We start from the raw sequence: 15,312 nt of genomic DNA, 5'->3' as shown, positions 1-15,312 counted from the left end.
CCATGATTATTGATCAGAATCCCATCGCGTCCGCTGGCGACCACTTGGAGGTCATGGATGCCCTTTACCGTTTCGGTGCCGGCGTCGACCACAACGACCCGGCTCTGATCGCCTCGGCCTTTAGTGAGGACATTGTGGTGGACTTTGGTCCCTGCGGTCGCAAGATGGGTCTCAACTTCCCGCTGTTGACCGGGCACGAGACGGTGGTCGGCTTCTTGAGCGCGAACGCCGGATCACAGACGACCAGCCACGTAATTACGAACGGACGCGTCCATGTCGAAGGAGATGTCGCCCGGTTGCGAACATTGGTCGACGCCACCCACTTCCCTCGGGGCGACCATTCCCGACAATGCCGGATGATGAACTGGTACGAGGTGAAACTCATCAGAGACGAAAGGCTTTGGCGTATGCGTCGCCTCGTCATCGACAACGCTTGGTTCACCGGCGACCCGCAAGTGCTTTTAGGAAAGTAGCGTTCTGGAGCGTACAATGTCCGATCAATCCCTGCAACTCGTCCACGAGTTCACGTGTCAAGTGGCGTGCGGCCCACCCCACGAAGTTGGGGACGGCCCCTACGGCGGCCGCCAGTACTTCGAGATGACCGGCGGCCGGGTCGAAGGGCCACGGCTTAAGGGAAAGCTCCTCGCAGCCGGCAGCGACTGGATGCTTACCGGCCCGGATGGCTTCATAAGGATGGACGTCCGGGTCCAGATCGAGACGGACGACGGGGCAATCCTTTGCGCCCACTACTTCGGTCCAGCCGAGGCCAACGAAAAGTTGAAACGGGCCGTGAGCGTGTGCGCGCCGACCGAGTTCGCCGACCAGTCAATCCGTTCCCATTGGGTGCTGGAGACGGGCGACCCGCGGTACGCCTGGGTCAACCAGACGGTATTCGTCGGTCAAGGCCGGTTACTCCCCCCAGTCCCCGGGCTGCTGGGCTTCGAGCACCGGGTCTACCGACTATCTTGAACCAGTCTGTTTCAAACCGCCGTCGCCCCCAATACGGTTCGGATAAGATCCCCCCGAAGTTCTGATGCCTGCGGCGGGCTGCGCCAACGGCAAAAGCCGCCGCTCAGACTTCTCTTTGCCTACGGCGACCCCCTTCAAAAGGGGGTAAATAGGAGAAAAAGCCCCCCTTTAAAAAGGGGGTTGGGGGGATCTTCGAGAGTCAAACATATTAACCAGAACCGTATTGCGTCGCCCCCAAGGTGGACATCAACGAGCGACGCCGTGGTGGACGCCAAGCACACCAAGAGCGCCAAGAAGCAATCGGTTTGGAGGGTGGCTAGGCTAACCGAGTTCTGCGCGGAGGCTGCCGGAAGAGGGGTGCATGGTGCGCGGACAAGGGCGCGCCCCGCAGAAGGCCGCCGAGCTTGCACAAGGGCGTAGACGTGCGTCAGGGAGACTTCAACGACGCCGCCACGGTCACACCCGACCCTGTACTCACGTAGGCGAGAAAAGCACTCTTTCGGTATCTGAGAAGATAACGAAGCACAAAGCAAAATTCAAACAAAAAAGGAAAAACCATGATCTTGGTAACAGGAGCCACCGGACAGTTAGGGACAACAGTAGTCCAAAATCTACTGGAAAAAACATCCGCCAACCAAATTGCCGCACTTGTGCGGGATGAAAGAAAAGCCTCTGCCTTGAAAGAAAAAGGGGTAGACATCTGCGTCGGCAGCTACGATGATACTGCTTCACTCGACAAGGCCATGCAAGGAATTGAAAGGGTTTTGCTGATAGCCGGAACGGATGAGGAAAACCGCATAAAGCAACACCAAAATGTAGTGGATGCCGCAAAAAAGGCGGGGGTTCAATGTGTCGCCTACACCAGTCGAACGTTGAAAGACAGAAACACTTTGGCAAACAAGTTGATGGAGGGTCATTTTCAGACGGAAGATTACATTAAAGCGAGTGGGTTGAACTATGTCCTATTTCGCAATGTCTTGTATATGGACACCATTCCGCAGTTCGTGGGAGAAAGAGTTTTTGATACAGGTATCAACTTACCAACCGATCAGGGACGAGTCCCCTTTGCCCTGAGAAGCGAAATGGGAGAAGCGATCGCCCATGTACTGTTAGAAAGCGATTGCAGTAACCGCATCTACAAACTCACCGGAAGCGAGACGTACTCCTTTGACGATGTTGCGGCGACCCTTTCCGACTTATCCGGTAAAAAGGTCGCCTATACCCCTGCTGAGAAATCAGCATTTGAGACGCAAATGAAAGGACACGGCGTTCCCGAAATGATGATTGAGAAGGTAACAGGGTTTCTAACCGACATTAAAAACGGTCAGGAAGACAAAGTCAGCCCCGAACTGGAGAATCTTCTGGGGCGAAAACCTGCATCGCTTCGAGAGGGGTTGAAAGTTCTCTTCAAGTTATAGGGACATTCCTCACACGAACTTCGCGCCCTGATCGCACTTCCGGTGCAACTGAAATGGAAAGATTGATACCGCACGAACCGATGTTTGCCAAATACTGATATTAACGGAGTAACCCTATGCCTACACGTCGCGAGTTCTTTATTGCATCCTCTGCGGCAGCCGCCGGTGCAGCGATCGCCGCCTCGCCTAAACTTGTACAGAGCGCTGGGAACCGTGACGTTCCTGCTAGTCGGACGTCAAATTTCAAAATCATCGCTCTCGAAGAACATGTCGCGATTCCGCAGCTTCAGGCAGCGTGGTCGCGTGTTCCTGGGCTGTTTCTAGGCCCGTCGCTGGGGTTCGGCGATGAACCCTCCGCCCAAAGACTACGAGACGTTGGTGCGCGGCGGCTGGCCGATATGGACGAGCAGGGCGTGGATATGCAGGTTCTGGCGCAGTCAACACCGGGGGTGCAGAATCTCCAACCTGCTGAATCCGTTGCAGTATCGCGCGAGGCAAATGATGCGCTCGCCGACATTGTAAAAGCCAGACCTGATCGCTTTCAGGCCTTTGCCTCGATTCCAACGCCAGCCCCTGAGTCCGCTGCCGCTGAACTGGAACGCGCTGTCAACAAGCTGGGCTTCTGCGGAGCAATGCTATACGGCCGCACTGGCAACATCAAACCGGAAGCACGGGAGTACGACGACCTCTACGCTACAGCCACTAAATTGCGTGTGCCGCTCTACTTTCACCCGCAGCGGCCCGTCCTCCCTGTGATCGATGCCTATTATAATGGCATCCGCGATGGATTCGACCAATCGTTCGCAACGTCTGGACTAGGTTGGTACTACGACTTAGGCGTTCAACTCTTGCGCATGATCTTTACAGGAGTCTTTGATCGACACCCCGACTTGCAGATCATTGTCGGCCATTGGGGTGAGGTCGTGCTCTTCTACCTCGATCACATCAGCTTCCTTACAGGAAACGCCAATATCAAGCGTCCGCTGATCGACTACTTCCGTCAGAACATCTGGATTACCGGAAGCGGTACCCAAAGCGAACGCTACCTCCGCTGGACAGCAGAGGTTGTCGGCGTAGAGCGGATGCTCTATTCAACGGACTACCCCTTCACGTTTGGTACGGGAGATCAGTTCATCGAAACGAGCAAGGGACGCGCACGATCATTCCTCGACAATTCGTCCTTCACGTTAGAACAGAAGACGGCGATCGCGTCCGGCAACTGGCAACGCCTTATAGCCCCCGTTACCAATGCATTTGGCTGAACCGAGCGTGTCCGCAGCGCCATCAAACAGACTGCCTGGCGAAAAGATGATATCGCCGAAAGAATGGACTATGATCGCATTTTGGTGACGATCATTGATTCGTACTTTGATGTGTTTCTAATGCTTGAGCAATGTTGATTTAAAGCTACTAAACAAAAAATAGACAGACATGAAGATACTTGAGAATAAAGTCGCCTTGGTTACAGGTGGAACATCGGGAATCGGGAAAGCAACTGCTATAGCGTTGGGTGTTGCAGGCGCAAAGGTGGTTTTTTCGGGCAGACGTGAGGAGGAAGGTGAAAACACCGCTAACTCGATTCGTCAGTCTGGGGCTGAGTGCTTATTTGTGCGATCAGATGTATCGAGTGAAGTAGAGGTCAAAGCACTGATTCAGACAATCATAGAACAGTACGGTCGCTTAGATTGTGCATTTAACAACGCTGGAATCGATCCGTCCCCAAAGCCGCTGCATGAACAATCGGTTGAAGACTTCGACAAACTGATGGCAATTAATGTTCGGGGTCTGTTTCTGTGCATGAAATACGAAATTCAACAAATGCTCACCCAAGGAGTGGGAGTGATTGTCAATAACTCTTCAATGGGCGGACTGATTGCGTCCTGGAATCAGTCCCTATAACGCCAGCAAACATGCCGTAATGGGCTTGACTCGTTCTGCTGCGCTGGACTATGCCCAGCAAGGCATTCGGATTAATGCGGTGAATCCTGGAATGATTGCCACAGATATGATGAACCGTCTCGCTGATGGTAATCCAGAGCAAATGGCATCGACCATCCCAATGGGACGGCTGGGTCAAGCTGAAGAAATCGCGGCAACGGTTGTGTTTTTATGTTCTGATGCTGCCAGCTACATTACAGGTCAGCCTATCGTGATTGATGGCGGATACACAGCAACCTGAAAAAGCAGATATTTTGCTTAACTAAACCTACTAGGAGGAGTAATGACTCGCTTTAGTTCAATGTCTCGGCGTAGATTTATGGGTAGCGCGATCGCGTCCGGCAACTAGCAACGTCTCATAGCTCCAGTAACCAATGCATTCGGATGAACCAAGCGTGTTCGTCAGCGCTTCTGATGAAATATTTAGAGAATTGTCATGCAAATTACCGGAAACACAATTCTAATCGCAGGTGGTGGATCGGAGATTGGTCGCGGACTCGCGGATTCCTTCCACAAAAACGGCAATCACGTCATTATTGCTGATCAGCAACAACAAATGCTAGATGAGGTGATATCTGCCAATCCCGGCATCAAATCCTTGTTACTGGATACCAGTGACCGAGGCAGCATCCGTTCGTTTAGTCAGCAAGTCGCTCAGGATTACCCAGAACTGAAGCTACGCCGCCGAAAATGGAAATGCTGACATGCTGTTTCAGGCACTTAACCCATAGGTGTTGCGACTTGCGATCTAGATATTTTCAGACCGAGATTAATTGCCGCACAGAACATAGGAGAAAAAATGAAAGCCATAATAATTAATGAATACGGCAATGAAGACGTTTTAAATTACGTCGATGTCGAACGTCCAGAGCCAAAAGCAGACGAAGTTTTGGTAAAAGTTCACGTCGCGGCGGTCAATCCGATCGACTGGAAAACCCGCGATGGCGCGGGCGAAAGGTTAGGGCTGAAACTTCCGATCATTCTCGGCATCGACATCGCCGGGGTCGTCGAAGCGTGGGCGATGGCATTGAGAATTTCCAGCCCGGCGATACGGTTTATGGGATGACCGTGTCCGGACTATCCGGTGGCTACGCCGAATACGCCCTCGCGGGTGTGGACACCATCGCGCCCAAACCGGACAGCCTCAATTTTGAAGAGGCGGCGGCGATTCCAATCGGCGCGTTGACGGCGTGGCAAGCGATGTTTGATTTGGCGCATCTAAGCAGCGGGCAAAGCATCTTAATCACCGGAGCGTCGGGCGGAGTCGGCTCGATGGCGGTTCAGTTGGCTAAAGCAAAAGGCGCGTTCGTGATCGGCACGGCTTCAGGCAGAAACCAACAGTTCATTCGTGATTTAGGCGCGGATGAGTTCGTCGATTACACAGCGCAACCGTTTGAAGAAGTCGTCAAAGACGTTGATGTCGTTTTCGATACGATCGGCGGCGACACTTGCGAGCGAGCGTTCCAAACTCTGAAAAAAGGTGGCTTTTTGGTTTCGGCGGCAGAGTCTCAAGCCGAAGAGAAAGCCAAGGAGTTTGGTGTCCAAGGCGCGTGGCTCTTCTGTCAGCCGAGTGCAAAGCAATTAGCCGAAATCAACCGTCTGATTGCCGAAGGCAAATTAAAAATACACATCGAAACGGTTCTGCCGCTCACGGAAGTAAAAAAAGCACATCAACTTTCCCAAAGCGGGCGCACACGCGGCAAAATTGTTTTACAAGTCGGAGCATAATTAGGACTAACGCAGGACGCACTGCAATGCGCCTTCTACATCAGTCCTGTTGTAGAAAAATTTTCCCTCAAGCGAGAAACTCGACAACTTTTACCATGAACAACCAAGAACAGCCAGTATTTTTCGGCAAAGAGCAAGCTGCGGGTTACGACCAGCGATGGACAAAATTGGCTCCGATTCGTGACGCGCTTCATCTGCTCCTTCGCATCAGGCTTTCAGAACTTCCCGACGACGCTCAAGTTCTCTGTGTGGGCGTGGGAACCGGCGCGGAACTGCTTTATCTGGCTCAAGCGTTTCCCCAGTGGTCGTTTACCTTAGTGGAACCTTCCAAACCAATGCTTGACATTTGCCGCCAGAGAGCCGAAGAGGATGGTATTACATCGCGTTGCACTTTTCACGAAGGCTATCTCGATTCTCTGCCCCTTTCATTACCTTTTGACGCAGCCACTTGCCTCTTGGTATCGCAATTCATTATGCAACCAGAAGAAAGGCGCGCCTTTTTTGGTCAAATGTCTAACCAGCTTCGTCCCGGTGGATATTTGGTGAGTGCAGATTTGTCTTCTGGGGCATCTGATTCAGCTTACAAGGATCTTTTTGAGGTTTGGTTTCAGATGCAGAGATTTAATGGAATGCTAGAAGAGGGAATCGAAAAGATGCGCCAAGCTTACGGACGAAATGTCGCTGTTTCAGCACTACGAGAGATCGAAGCACTGATTGCATCTAACGGCTTCGATGCACCTGTGCTATTTTTTCAAGCCTTCCTCATTCGTGCTTGGTATGCCAGACGAACAACCTAAATTAAGAGTTGCCAACCACAGCCTAACAAGGCGCTGTACCCGACTGCCTACAGTTTCGCTCGTTTTTCGCTACGGCGTTGATTTCGTTATTTTCGATAAAAAAAGCATCTCCGATTTATCGAAAAATACAGCGAATGGATTGACTGCCAAAACTTTGCGTTCCCCGCAGGGGTTGCCGCAGGTATCGCGCCGCGCATCAAAGAAATTTTCGGCGCGGACAAATCTTTTTGGAGGGTATTACTAAAATAGAAAAATTGAGGTAAAGAATTGAACGATGCAATCTATACAAGAAAGAGAGAGTTATTTTAAGCAAGGGGCTCCCTGGCTACCTGACGATATTAAAAAGGAATTTGGGTTATTCAATGTTTTTAATTTTAATCCTGGTAAGAACGGGAACCCTCCACAATTGCCATATAGCAAAAAAGATTACTACAAAATAACAATCATTAAAGGCAGTGGCAGCGGTATTTTTCTCTATGCGGATAGAGAGATTGAAATAGAAAACTATTCAATTATCTTTGCTAATCCGCAAATACCTTATGGATGGTCACAAAGAGAAAACTTTTCAGATGGTTTCGTTTGCCTCTTTGATCAGGCATTTTTTCGTCAATACGGAAATATAACTAATTATTCAGTTTTTCAGCCCGGTAATAATATCTACCAATTAGATGAGGCGCAATTTGTCCAACTGGAAGACATTTTTAGACGAATGTTTGAAGAAATCGAGTGTGACTTTATTCATAAATATGACTTGCTCAGAACACTTGTTTATGAATTAGTACTTTATACGATGAAAATGAAGCCTGCTTCCAAGTTGAGCAAGCAGCCCATTAATGCTTCCGTTAGAATTTCTACACTTTTTACAGAACTTTTAGAACGTCAGTTTCCAATTGATGATATACACAGACCTCTCACTCTTCGATCTGCATCTGACTACGCCAAAAATTTGAATATTCATGTCAATCATTTAAACAGGGCATTAAAAGAAACTTCTAATAAAACTACATCTCAGTTAATCATTGATCGAATATTACAGGAAGCCAAAGTTCTTTTAAGACAAAGTTCCTGGACGGTTTCAGAAATTGCGTATGCCTTGGGATATGCGGAAGTGACCCATTTTAATAATCTCTTCAAAAAATATCTGAACATCACACCGACAAATTATAGAAAAGCCGATATTGTTTGATTTGCATAAGCAATTATTTGTTTAGCGTAAGCCCCTCTGCTTGTTTTTCGACTAATCTTGTATCAGTAAATCAATTGATAATTAAAAATAAAAAAATCATGAAAAAAGTATTAATCACCGGAGCCAATAAAAGTATTGGTTTTGAAACCGCCCGCCAACTGCTGCAAAAGGGATATTACATTTATTTAGGCAGCCGTAATTTAGAGAATGGACTGGAAGCGGTAGAAAAGCTTAAAGCCGAAGGATTAACCGATGTGGAAGCCATCCAAATAGATGTCAGCGATGATGAATCGGTAAAGGCAGCCCGTGCCGAAATAGGCAAAAAAACCGAAGTGTTGGATGTACTGATCAATAACGCCGGGATTAGCGGGGGCATGCCGCAATCAGCAACTAGTGCCAGTATAGACGCATTTAAAAAGGTATTTGATACCAATGTGTTTGGCGTAGTCAGAGCTACCCAGGCTTTTATAAATTTATTGCAAAAGTCACCCGAACCACGCATCGTAAATGTAAGTTCGAGTCAGGGTTCGCTTACCTTAAGCGACGATCCAACCAATCTGTATTACAACCATAAAGCAGCCGTGTACCAATCCTCAAAAGCCGCCCTCAATATGTACACCATTAACCTGGCTTACGAACTACGTGATACACCATTTAAAGTAAATGCGATTGACCCAGGCTTTGTCGCAACTGATTTTAACAATCACCGCGGAACCGGTACCGTCGAGGAGGCTGGCTCGCGTATAGCTAAATACGCCATTATTGACAGCGACAGTCCAACAGGAAAGTTTTTTAGTGAAGAATACAACCCAGAAACGGGAGAAATTCCCTGGTAGTTTCAGGTAGTTAACAACCTCATTGCGTACCCCTGCTCTTAAGCAAGCTACGCGTAGCGTCTCGTAGAGAGGAACGAACCATTGGCACCCCCTCACCATAAGGAATTAACAATAACAGGAGATGCAGCATGAGTAGTTTGCTAACCGAAATAAAGCCGCCCGTTCTGTTTTACCCAAATTTTCTCAATTCGGTAGATAACTCCGATTGGTTTCAAAAGTCCAAGGAACTTGAATGGACTCGCGGTTAAATCAATATGTATGGAAAATTAATTCCCGTACCGCGTGATGAGTCCCTCTTTGGCGACGACTTTCACTACGAATATCGTGGCACCCAGATTAAAGCCGCTCCCTGGCCAGACTTCTTGTTAGAGGCGCGCTATCGCATTCAAGCCTTGAGCGGATATCAGTTCAATTTTGTCGTCGGGAATCGTTACCTCACAGGCAAAGACTCAATCGGCTGGCACGCCGATGATTTTCCGCAGATTGGCAAAAGACCTGCGTTAGCCGAAGGCTTTGGCGCAGCCATCGCCTCTTTAAGCTTGGGAAGCACTCGCAAATTTAAGCTGCGGCACAAGGACAGCGGTGAAACGATTGATTACCAATTAGAGAGCGGCTCCTTGTTGATCATGCTCCCTGGCTGTCAAAAAGACTGGGTTCACGCGGTGCCAAAAACCGCTCGTCCAGTGGGCGAACGCATCAACTGGACATTTAGACCCCATGTGGATGCGACTGGTGATAGCGATCAAAACTGACGATAAATTTAGGCATCAAAACCGTCATGAGGAAAAAAATTGTTTTTCATTACAGGTGCAGATAAAGGAATCGGGTATATGAGATGGCGCGACAACTAGCAGCCCAAGAATTCATTGTCTTACTAGAGGGGCGCGCGATCAATGGAGCCTAGGCTAGACGGGCATAGTAGACAGCTAAAAGAGATTTTTGAGTGATCGATCCACATTCGATCTTTTTGCCGATAGATCCTCAAGTCTTATTGACAGCCGCGATTTGAAACCGTCTGTTCGAGAAAACTACTTGCATCCTGCTATGTTGGTTGATGTAATTCAGGTATTCGAGGTTATCGAACTACTGAAATTTCTACAGCAGGCTAACTTAGCTCTTCATTGATTACTTATTTAGTTAGCTTATGAAATTGACATGTCTGTTTACACTGCTGAAAATGGGGGCTTTGAGCTTACCCAACCGCATTTTGATGGCACCACTGACTCGCTGTCGGGCAGATAAAGACCACGTACCGACTGCGTTGATGGCCGAACATTACAGCCAACGAGCTAGTGTTGGACTGATTATTGCCGCAGTGGCTTCGGCAATGGCAGGTTGTTCGTCTTATTGGACGGAACCAGGAATTTACAATGGCACGCAAGTAGCTGGCTGGAAACAAGTCACCGATGCCGTCCATGCCAAAGGCGGTCAGATTGCACTACAAATCTGGCACGGTGGGAGATCTTGCCATCCCTTGATGAATGACGGGGCAATACCGATGGCTCCTAGTGCGATTCCGATTACTAATAACGAAATCCATACCCCCAAAGGGAAGGTAGCGCATGTGACACCCCACGCTCTGGCAGATGAAGAGATTCCCATGATTATTGCTGGATTCAGAGCGGCGGCGGCAAACGCCAAAGCAGCGGGATTTGACGGGGTAGAAATCCACGGCGCTAATGGTTACTTATTGGATGAATTTCTGCGCGATGGCTCTAACCAACGTAGTGGTGCTTATGGTGGTGCTGTCGAAAATCGCGCCCGTTTATTGCTGGAAGTACTGGATGTGACAATCGATGTCTGGGGGAGTGAGAGTTTCACCGCTCAATAGTTACAATAGTATGAAAGATAGCGATCCAGTCAGGACGTACAGTTGGCTGGCGAATAAACTCAATGACTATCACCTCGCCTATCTCCACGTCATGCGCGCAGACTCTTTGGGCGAACAACAAGGCGACGTGATGACACCAATTTGCTCAATCTATCAAGGTACGATTATCGGCAATATGGGTTATGGTGCCGAGGAAGCAGAAGCCGCAATTGCTAGCGGTCAAATTGATGCCGTTGCTTTTGGTACGTCTTTCCTCGCCAATCCGGACCTGCCTACCCGATTTGCTAAAAATGCCCCGCTTAATTCCCCCGATTCATCCAAGTTTTATTCGGCAGGGCCTGAAGGTTATACAGATTATCCTTATCTAGTAACCTAACCTGTCGCTGAGCAATTGATCCAGAGTCCGCGAAGATTTTGCGATTCCCCATTGAAGCCATCTCCGCTCGTTCCACAACAGTCGTGACTGCCTGACAGATCTTTAATTGAGATAGATGCACCCTATCTTCAATTTTATTAGACCTAGATTCAAGCTTCTACTTTACCCGTTTCACTCTCTCAAACAAAATATTTCGGAGATTTTCATGATTGTTATTACCACGCCCACTGGACAGATCGGACAACAAATTCTTGATCAAATCATTGACAGCGGCAAGCCGATTCGTGTCATCGTGCGCGACCCCTCACGTCTCGATCCAAAGATCCGCGATCGCGTCGAGATTGTGGAGGGTTCTCACGACGACATTGATGTTGTTACCAAGGCGTTCGCAGGTGCTGACTGCGTGTTCTGGTTGGTGCCTCCGAACCCTCACACCGATAATCCCACAAACTACTACATGGACTTTACCCGTCCAGCGTGCGAAGCAATCAAGAGCCAGCGTGTTAAGCGTGTAGTCGGTGTCACGAGCCTGGGTCGCGAGTTCGGCAAGAACGCTGGGTTGCAGTCGGCGGCGTTCGCGATGGAAGATCTAATCGAGAGTACTGGCGTGAGCTACCGAGCATTGCGAATGCCGTTCTTTATGGAGAACTTGCTCAACCAGGTCAAAATGATCGCCAGCCAGGGGATGTTCTTGATGCCGAATTCCAGCGATCGACAGCTTGCAACTGTCGCCACCTCTGATATCGCCGAGGTAGCGGTCAAACTGCTGCTCGACGACTCCTGGAGTGGGCAGGGCAGCGTGCCAGTGGTCAGTCCTGACGAGCTATCGCCCAACGACATGGCGCAGGTGATGTCCGAAGTGCTGGAACGACCGATCCGCTTCCAGCAGGTCAGCAGCGAGGACTACAAAGCGACGATGATGCAGCGCGGGATGACCGAGGCATGGGTGCAAGGCATGGTCGATATGGCAGCGGCTCAAGATGAGGGCATTTACAACATCGACCCGCGCACGTCGCCATCCACCACCCCTACTAGCTTTCGCCAGTGGTGTGAAGACGTGCTCAAACCAGCCGTCTTGGGCTGAAAACCATAGTTATGCCCCGAAAAAATGCTCTATGGGCAAGTGCATTAGAGATGGAAGTCTCTGGCGGTCAGCCCCTTTAATTCAAACTCACCTCACAGGACGAAAACAATGCAAGTTTCAACTAAACCCGTCAAATCAGTCATTATTACAGGCGGAAACAGTGGTCTTGGGTACTACTGTGCCGAGGCGATCGCCCAATCTGGACAAGATTGGCACATCATTATCGCGAGTCGAAATCTCCCCAGAGTCGAAGCAGCCGTTCGTAAATTGATGGCTGAAACTGAATATCCGCACATCGAAGGCATGGCTCTTGATTTGGCATCGCTGGCATCTGTTCGTCAGTTCGCGCAGGACTTCATCACTGGAGAGCGTCCACCTTTACAAGCGATCGTTTGCAATGCAGGACTTCAAGTCGTCTCAGACACGCTCTACACAGAAGATGGGTTTGAGATGACCTTTGGGGTTAATCATCTAGGACACTTTCTACTCGTCAATCTGCTGCTGCCACAGTTGAGTGATCGCTCTCGTATCGCGTTTGTCAGCAGCGATGTCCATGATCCAGACAAAAATACTGGAATGCCTCATCCACACTACCAGAATGCTAAAGCTCTCGCGTTTCCAATGGGCCACGACAATCAGATGAACATTGGAAACACAGGGCGGGTACGTTACACCACGTCCAAACTCTGCAATGTTCTCTGTGCTTATGAGCTTTCGCGTCGATTAAAACAGCAACAATCAAAGATTACAGTGAATGTTTTTAACCCAGGACTGATGGGCGACACGCAGTTGGCACGAGACTACAGCCAAGCAGAAATCTCTACTTTGATGGCAGATATATCTCCATCAGTTATAGAGCAAGCTAAAGACTCTAAAACGATGGGTGGCGCTCTTGCCCGACTTATTCTCGATCGCTCACTGAATCACGTTACAGGTAAATATTTCGATGGGCTAGAGGAAACTCGATCTTCTGATGAATCCTACGATGAGCAGAAAGCAGCCGAACTTTGGGAATCTAGTGCAGAATTGGTCAAAATTCACTAATCACTGTGATATCAGGCGACCCCTGCGCTCTGATTGCAGCAGAAACTCTCAGTTGCCGATCACACTTGATCGATTGCTTTAACACCAGTGATGACGAATGACATTGCCGAAAGGCGTTACTGGAACTGATATCCAAGTTTTGTCGCTCACCACGCCAGCAGTTCAATGTCTCGATCCTGAACCAGCCATCGAACTCGCCCGACAAGCTAACGATCTCATCGGCGAGACGGTGCGGCGGTGCCCCGATCGCTTTGAGGGATTTGCAACGATCCTAACTCCTAGCCCGGATGAGGCAGCGCGAGAATTGGAGCGGGCTGTTACCAAGCTTGGCTGCAAGGGTGGGATGTTGTTCGGAAGAACCCGCGATCGCAATCTCGATTATCCTGATTTTTTACCGATCTCTGAGATGGCTGTTAATCTGCGTGTGCCGCTCTACCTCCATCCACAAGCTCCTGCGTTTGCCGAGTGGTTGACCGGGTGAGCAGTGCAGTTAAACAGCGCTATCTCCGCAGATCATAGTTTGCTACTACTAAAGGAGCCATAGTCTCATGTCTTCGATTGAAACCCAGTTTCTTAATATCAAGGCGCATCACGCACAGTACTCTGCGATCAATCCCAAGACACTTCTAAAAGGCAGCGCGTCAGGCAAGATCATTTTCATTACCGGCGCATCACAGGGTATCGGTCAGGCGACTGCGGTCGCCTTTGCTCAAGCGGGTGCCAAAGCTGTCTACATCACGGCAAGATCAGAAAAAGCGCTTGAGGAGACGAGAGCACGAGTGAAAGAGGCGAATCCAGAAACGCAGTGTGCATATACGGTCTGCGACGTAACGAACGAGGAGCAGGTCAAGGCGTCGATTGAGGATTGTGCGACCAAATTTGGCGGCATCGACGTGACCGACTCAAATGCAGGTTATCTCGATCAATGGAAGAAGATTGGAGAATCAGATACCACAAGTTGGTAGAATACTTGGGAGGTAAATCTCAAGGGCACTTATTATCTCATTCGGTACACGATACCTTACCTGATCGAATCGGCAAGGAAGCATTCTGCCAGAGGCTCTACGGGTGGTCATCTCATTCTCGTTTCTTCAATCGGCGCTCAACTGTTGACGCCAACAGCGTCTGACTACCAGACATCTAAGCACGCGATCAACCGCCTTTGCGAATTCGTTAACGTCGATCATGGCAACGACGGGGTGAAATGCTTTGCTATCCATCCTGGGGGGGTGCCTACCGCGATAGGAAAGAACATGCCCGAGGCACTCCACGTCAACCTTGTAGACGAACCTGAATTGGCAGCCGGGTTTCCTGTTTGGCTTTGTTCCGGAGAGGCTGACTGGGCTAAGGGTCGCTACTTGAGCTGCAACTGGGATGTTGGTGAATTGACACACCTCAAAGATCAAATCATTAAGGACGATTTGCTGGTTAATCGCTTGCGCACCAAGGCTTGATGCAATAATCAACACTCGAAGGACATAGTAACATGATCCAGTAAACCAATTTAGGGGGTAGCTTCACACTTCCAAATCACCATGCAAGTTAGTTTGAAATTATCTTCTTACTCAATAAGGGAGCTTTGGTTGAACTTGGATGTGGCTGAGCAACCGTAGCGTAGTAGGCATTGACATACTGCTAAAGCCAGCTTTCACTCACCTGCCAACTTCGAGCAATTTCGACTCACGGAATCTCTTCTGGCAACATTTGCCCAATCGCGGCTTTCGTATCATCGCAATCGAGGAATGCAACAGAAGCATAACTGACTCTAGAGACTCAAGCGGTTGTTCAATATCTCAAATTGATTGATAGTACAGCAAACTTTTTTGGAGGCTTTCATGATCGTTATTACTACTCCTACCGGACAGATCGGACACCAGATCCTTGAGCAAATTCTCGATAGCGGCAAGCCGATTTGTGTCATCGTGCGCGACCCCTCACGTCTCGATCCAAAGATCCGCGATCGCGTCGAGATTGTGGAGGGTTCTCACGACAACATTGATGTTGTTACGAATGGCACTAAGAAAAGCGGAAACGCTTACCAATTAAGCAGTTTGCAATTGTTTACGTAATTCATGCCGGGGTTTGGTCATCAAGGGGTAAATTTT

General features: G+C 49.3%; 16 protein-coding genes and 3 pseudogenes. 18 read left to right on the top strand and 1 reads right to left on the bottom strand.

The window, feature by feature from the left end; all coding sequences use genetic code 11:
• Positions 1 to 2: 2 nt before the first annotated feature.
• The 5 genes and pseudogenes from HCR01_RS30615 (at position 3) to HCR01_RS30595 (ending at position 4,566) form a co-directional block, all read left to right on the top strand.
• On the top strand, positions 3 to 473 hold the full coding sequence (locus tag HCR01_RS30615; protein WP_193199780.1) for a nuclear transport factor 2 family protein: 471 nt from the start codon (positions 3 to 5) through the stop codon (positions 471 to 473).
• 16 nt (positions 474 to 489) lie between these two features.
• On the top strand, positions 490 to 969 hold the full coding sequence (locus tag HCR01_RS30610; RefSeq protein ID WP_193199779.1) for a DUF3237 domain-containing protein: 480 nt from the start codon (positions 490 to 492) through the stop codon (positions 967 to 969).
• Positions 970 to 1,526: 557 nt separating this feature from the next.
• Positions 1,527 to 2,387, top strand: coding sequence for an SDR family oxidoreductase (locus tag HCR01_RS30605; RefSeq protein WP_193199778.1), 861 nt, complete (start codon positions 1,527 to 1,529; stop codon positions 2,385 to 2,387).
• Between the two features lie 116 nt (positions 2,388 to 2,503).
• Positions 2,504 to 3,649 carry an amidohydrolase family protein gene (locus HCR01_RS30600; RefSeq protein ID WP_193199777.1) on the top strand — a complete coding sequence of 382 codons (1,146 nt, stop codon included), beginning with the start codon at positions 2,504 to 2,506 and terminating at the stop codon, positions 3,647 to 3,649.
• 169 nt (positions 3,650 to 3,818) lie between these two features.
• Positions 3,819 to 4,566: pseudogene (locus tag HCR01_RS30595) on the top strand (SDR family oxidoreductase).
• Positions 4,567 to 4,623: 57 nt separating this feature from the next.
• Here the strand turns inward: HCR01_RS30595 and HCR01_RS30590 are convergent.
• Positions 4,624 to 4,767: a hypothetical protein gene (locus HCR01_RS30590; RefSeq protein WP_193199776.1), complete on the bottom strand. Its 144-nt coding sequence runs from the start codon at positions 4,765 to 4,767 to the stop codon at positions 4,624 to 4,626.
• On the opposite strand from HCR01_RS30590, the gene HCR01_RS30585 reads away from it, so the two are divergent.
• From HCR01_RS30585 to HCR01_RS30530, 13 genes and pseudogenes are all read left to right on the top strand, one after another.
• A complete protein-coding gene (locus tag HCR01_RS30585) occupies positions 4,762 to 5,028 on the top strand; it encodes an SDR family NAD(P)-dependent oxidoreductase (protein ID WP_193199775.1) in 267 nt (88 codons plus the stop codon). The two genes, HCR01_RS30590 and HCR01_RS30585, sit on opposite strands and share 6 nt — an antisense overlap.
• Positions 5,029 to 5,124: 96 nt before the next feature.
• Entirely contained in the window at positions 5,125 to 5,391 is a 267-nt protein-coding gene (locus HCR01_RS39190; protein WP_226889739.1) for an alcohol dehydrogenase catalytic domain-containing protein, read from the top strand.
• Entirely contained in the window at positions 5,340 to 6,053 is a 714-nt protein-coding gene (locus HCR01_RS40570) for an NADP-dependent oxidoreductase (RefSeq protein ID WP_320073210.1), read from the top strand. Before HCR01_RS39190 ends, HCR01_RS40570 begins: the two co-directional genes overlap by 52 nt.
• Positions 6,054 to 6,148: 95 nt before the next feature.
• Positions 6,149 to 6,850: a class I SAM-dependent methyltransferase gene (locus HCR01_RS30575; RefSeq protein WP_193199774.1), complete on the top strand. Its 702-nt coding sequence runs from the start codon at positions 6,149 to 6,151 to the stop codon at positions 6,848 to 6,850.
• Positions 6,851 to 7,124: 274 nt separating this feature from the next.
• Positions 7,125 to 8,036 carry a helix-turn-helix domain-containing protein gene (locus HCR01_RS30570; RefSeq protein WP_193199773.1) on the top strand — a complete coding sequence of 304 codons (912 nt, stop codon included), beginning with the start codon at positions 7,125 to 7,127 and terminating at the stop codon, positions 8,034 to 8,036.
• A gap of 98 nt (positions 8,037 to 8,134) precedes the next feature.
• On the top strand, positions 8,135 to 8,872 hold the full coding sequence (locus tag HCR01_RS30565) for an SDR family oxidoreductase (RefSeq protein WP_193199772.1): 738 nt from the start codon (positions 8,135 to 8,137) through the stop codon (positions 8,870 to 8,872).
• Between the two features lie 254 nt (positions 8,873 to 9,126).
• A complete protein-coding gene (locus HCR01_RS30560; RefSeq protein ID WP_193199771.1) occupies positions 9,127 to 9,624 on the top strand; it encodes an alpha-ketoglutarate-dependent dioxygenase AlkB family protein in 498 nt (165 codons plus the stop codon).
• Positions 9,625 to 10,016: 392 nt separating this feature from the next.
• Positions 10,017 to 11,079, top strand: a pseudogene (locus HCR01_RS30555) (alkene reductase).
• Between the two features lie 205 nt (positions 11,080 to 11,284).
• Complete coding sequence (locus tag HCR01_RS30550; RefSeq protein ID WP_193199770.1) at positions 11,285 to 12,163, top strand: NAD(P)H-binding protein; 879 nt, start codon at positions 11,285 to 11,287, stop codon at positions 12,161 to 12,163.
• A gap of 108 nt (positions 12,164 to 12,271) precedes the next feature.
• Positions 12,272 to 13,207, top strand: coding sequence for an SDR family NAD(P)-dependent oxidoreductase (locus HCR01_RS30545; RefSeq protein ID WP_193199769.1), 936 nt, complete (start codon positions 12,272 to 12,274; stop codon positions 13,205 to 13,207).
• Between the two features lie 97 nt (positions 13,208 to 13,304).
• On the top strand, positions 13,305 to 13,688 hold the full coding sequence (locus tag HCR01_RS30540) for an amidohydrolase family protein (RefSeq protein WP_193199768.1): 384 nt from the start codon (positions 13,305 to 13,307) through the stop codon (positions 13,686 to 13,688).
• A 67-nt stretch (positions 13,689 to 13,755) separates the two neighbouring features.
• Positions 13,756 to 14,661, top strand: a pseudogene (locus HCR01_RS30535) (SDR family NAD(P)-dependent oxidoreductase).
• Positions 14,662 to 15,042: 381 nt separating this feature from the next.
• Positions 15,043 to 15,276 (top strand): NAD(P)H-binding protein, encoded by a 234-nt coding sequence (locus HCR01_RS30530; RefSeq protein WP_193199767.1) that lies wholly within the window; start codon positions 15,043 to 15,045, stop codon positions 15,274 to 15,276.
• Positions 15,277 to 15,312: the final 36 nt, after the last annotated feature.

It is taken from the genome of Nostoc sp. MG11, assembly GCF_014904695.1.
GTDB lineage: Bacteria > Cyanobacteriota > Cyanobacteriia > Cyanobacteriales > Nostocaceae > Komarekiella.
Note: the sequence above shows the minus strand (reverse complement) of the source record. Positions and strands in the feature narration are given on the sequence as shown.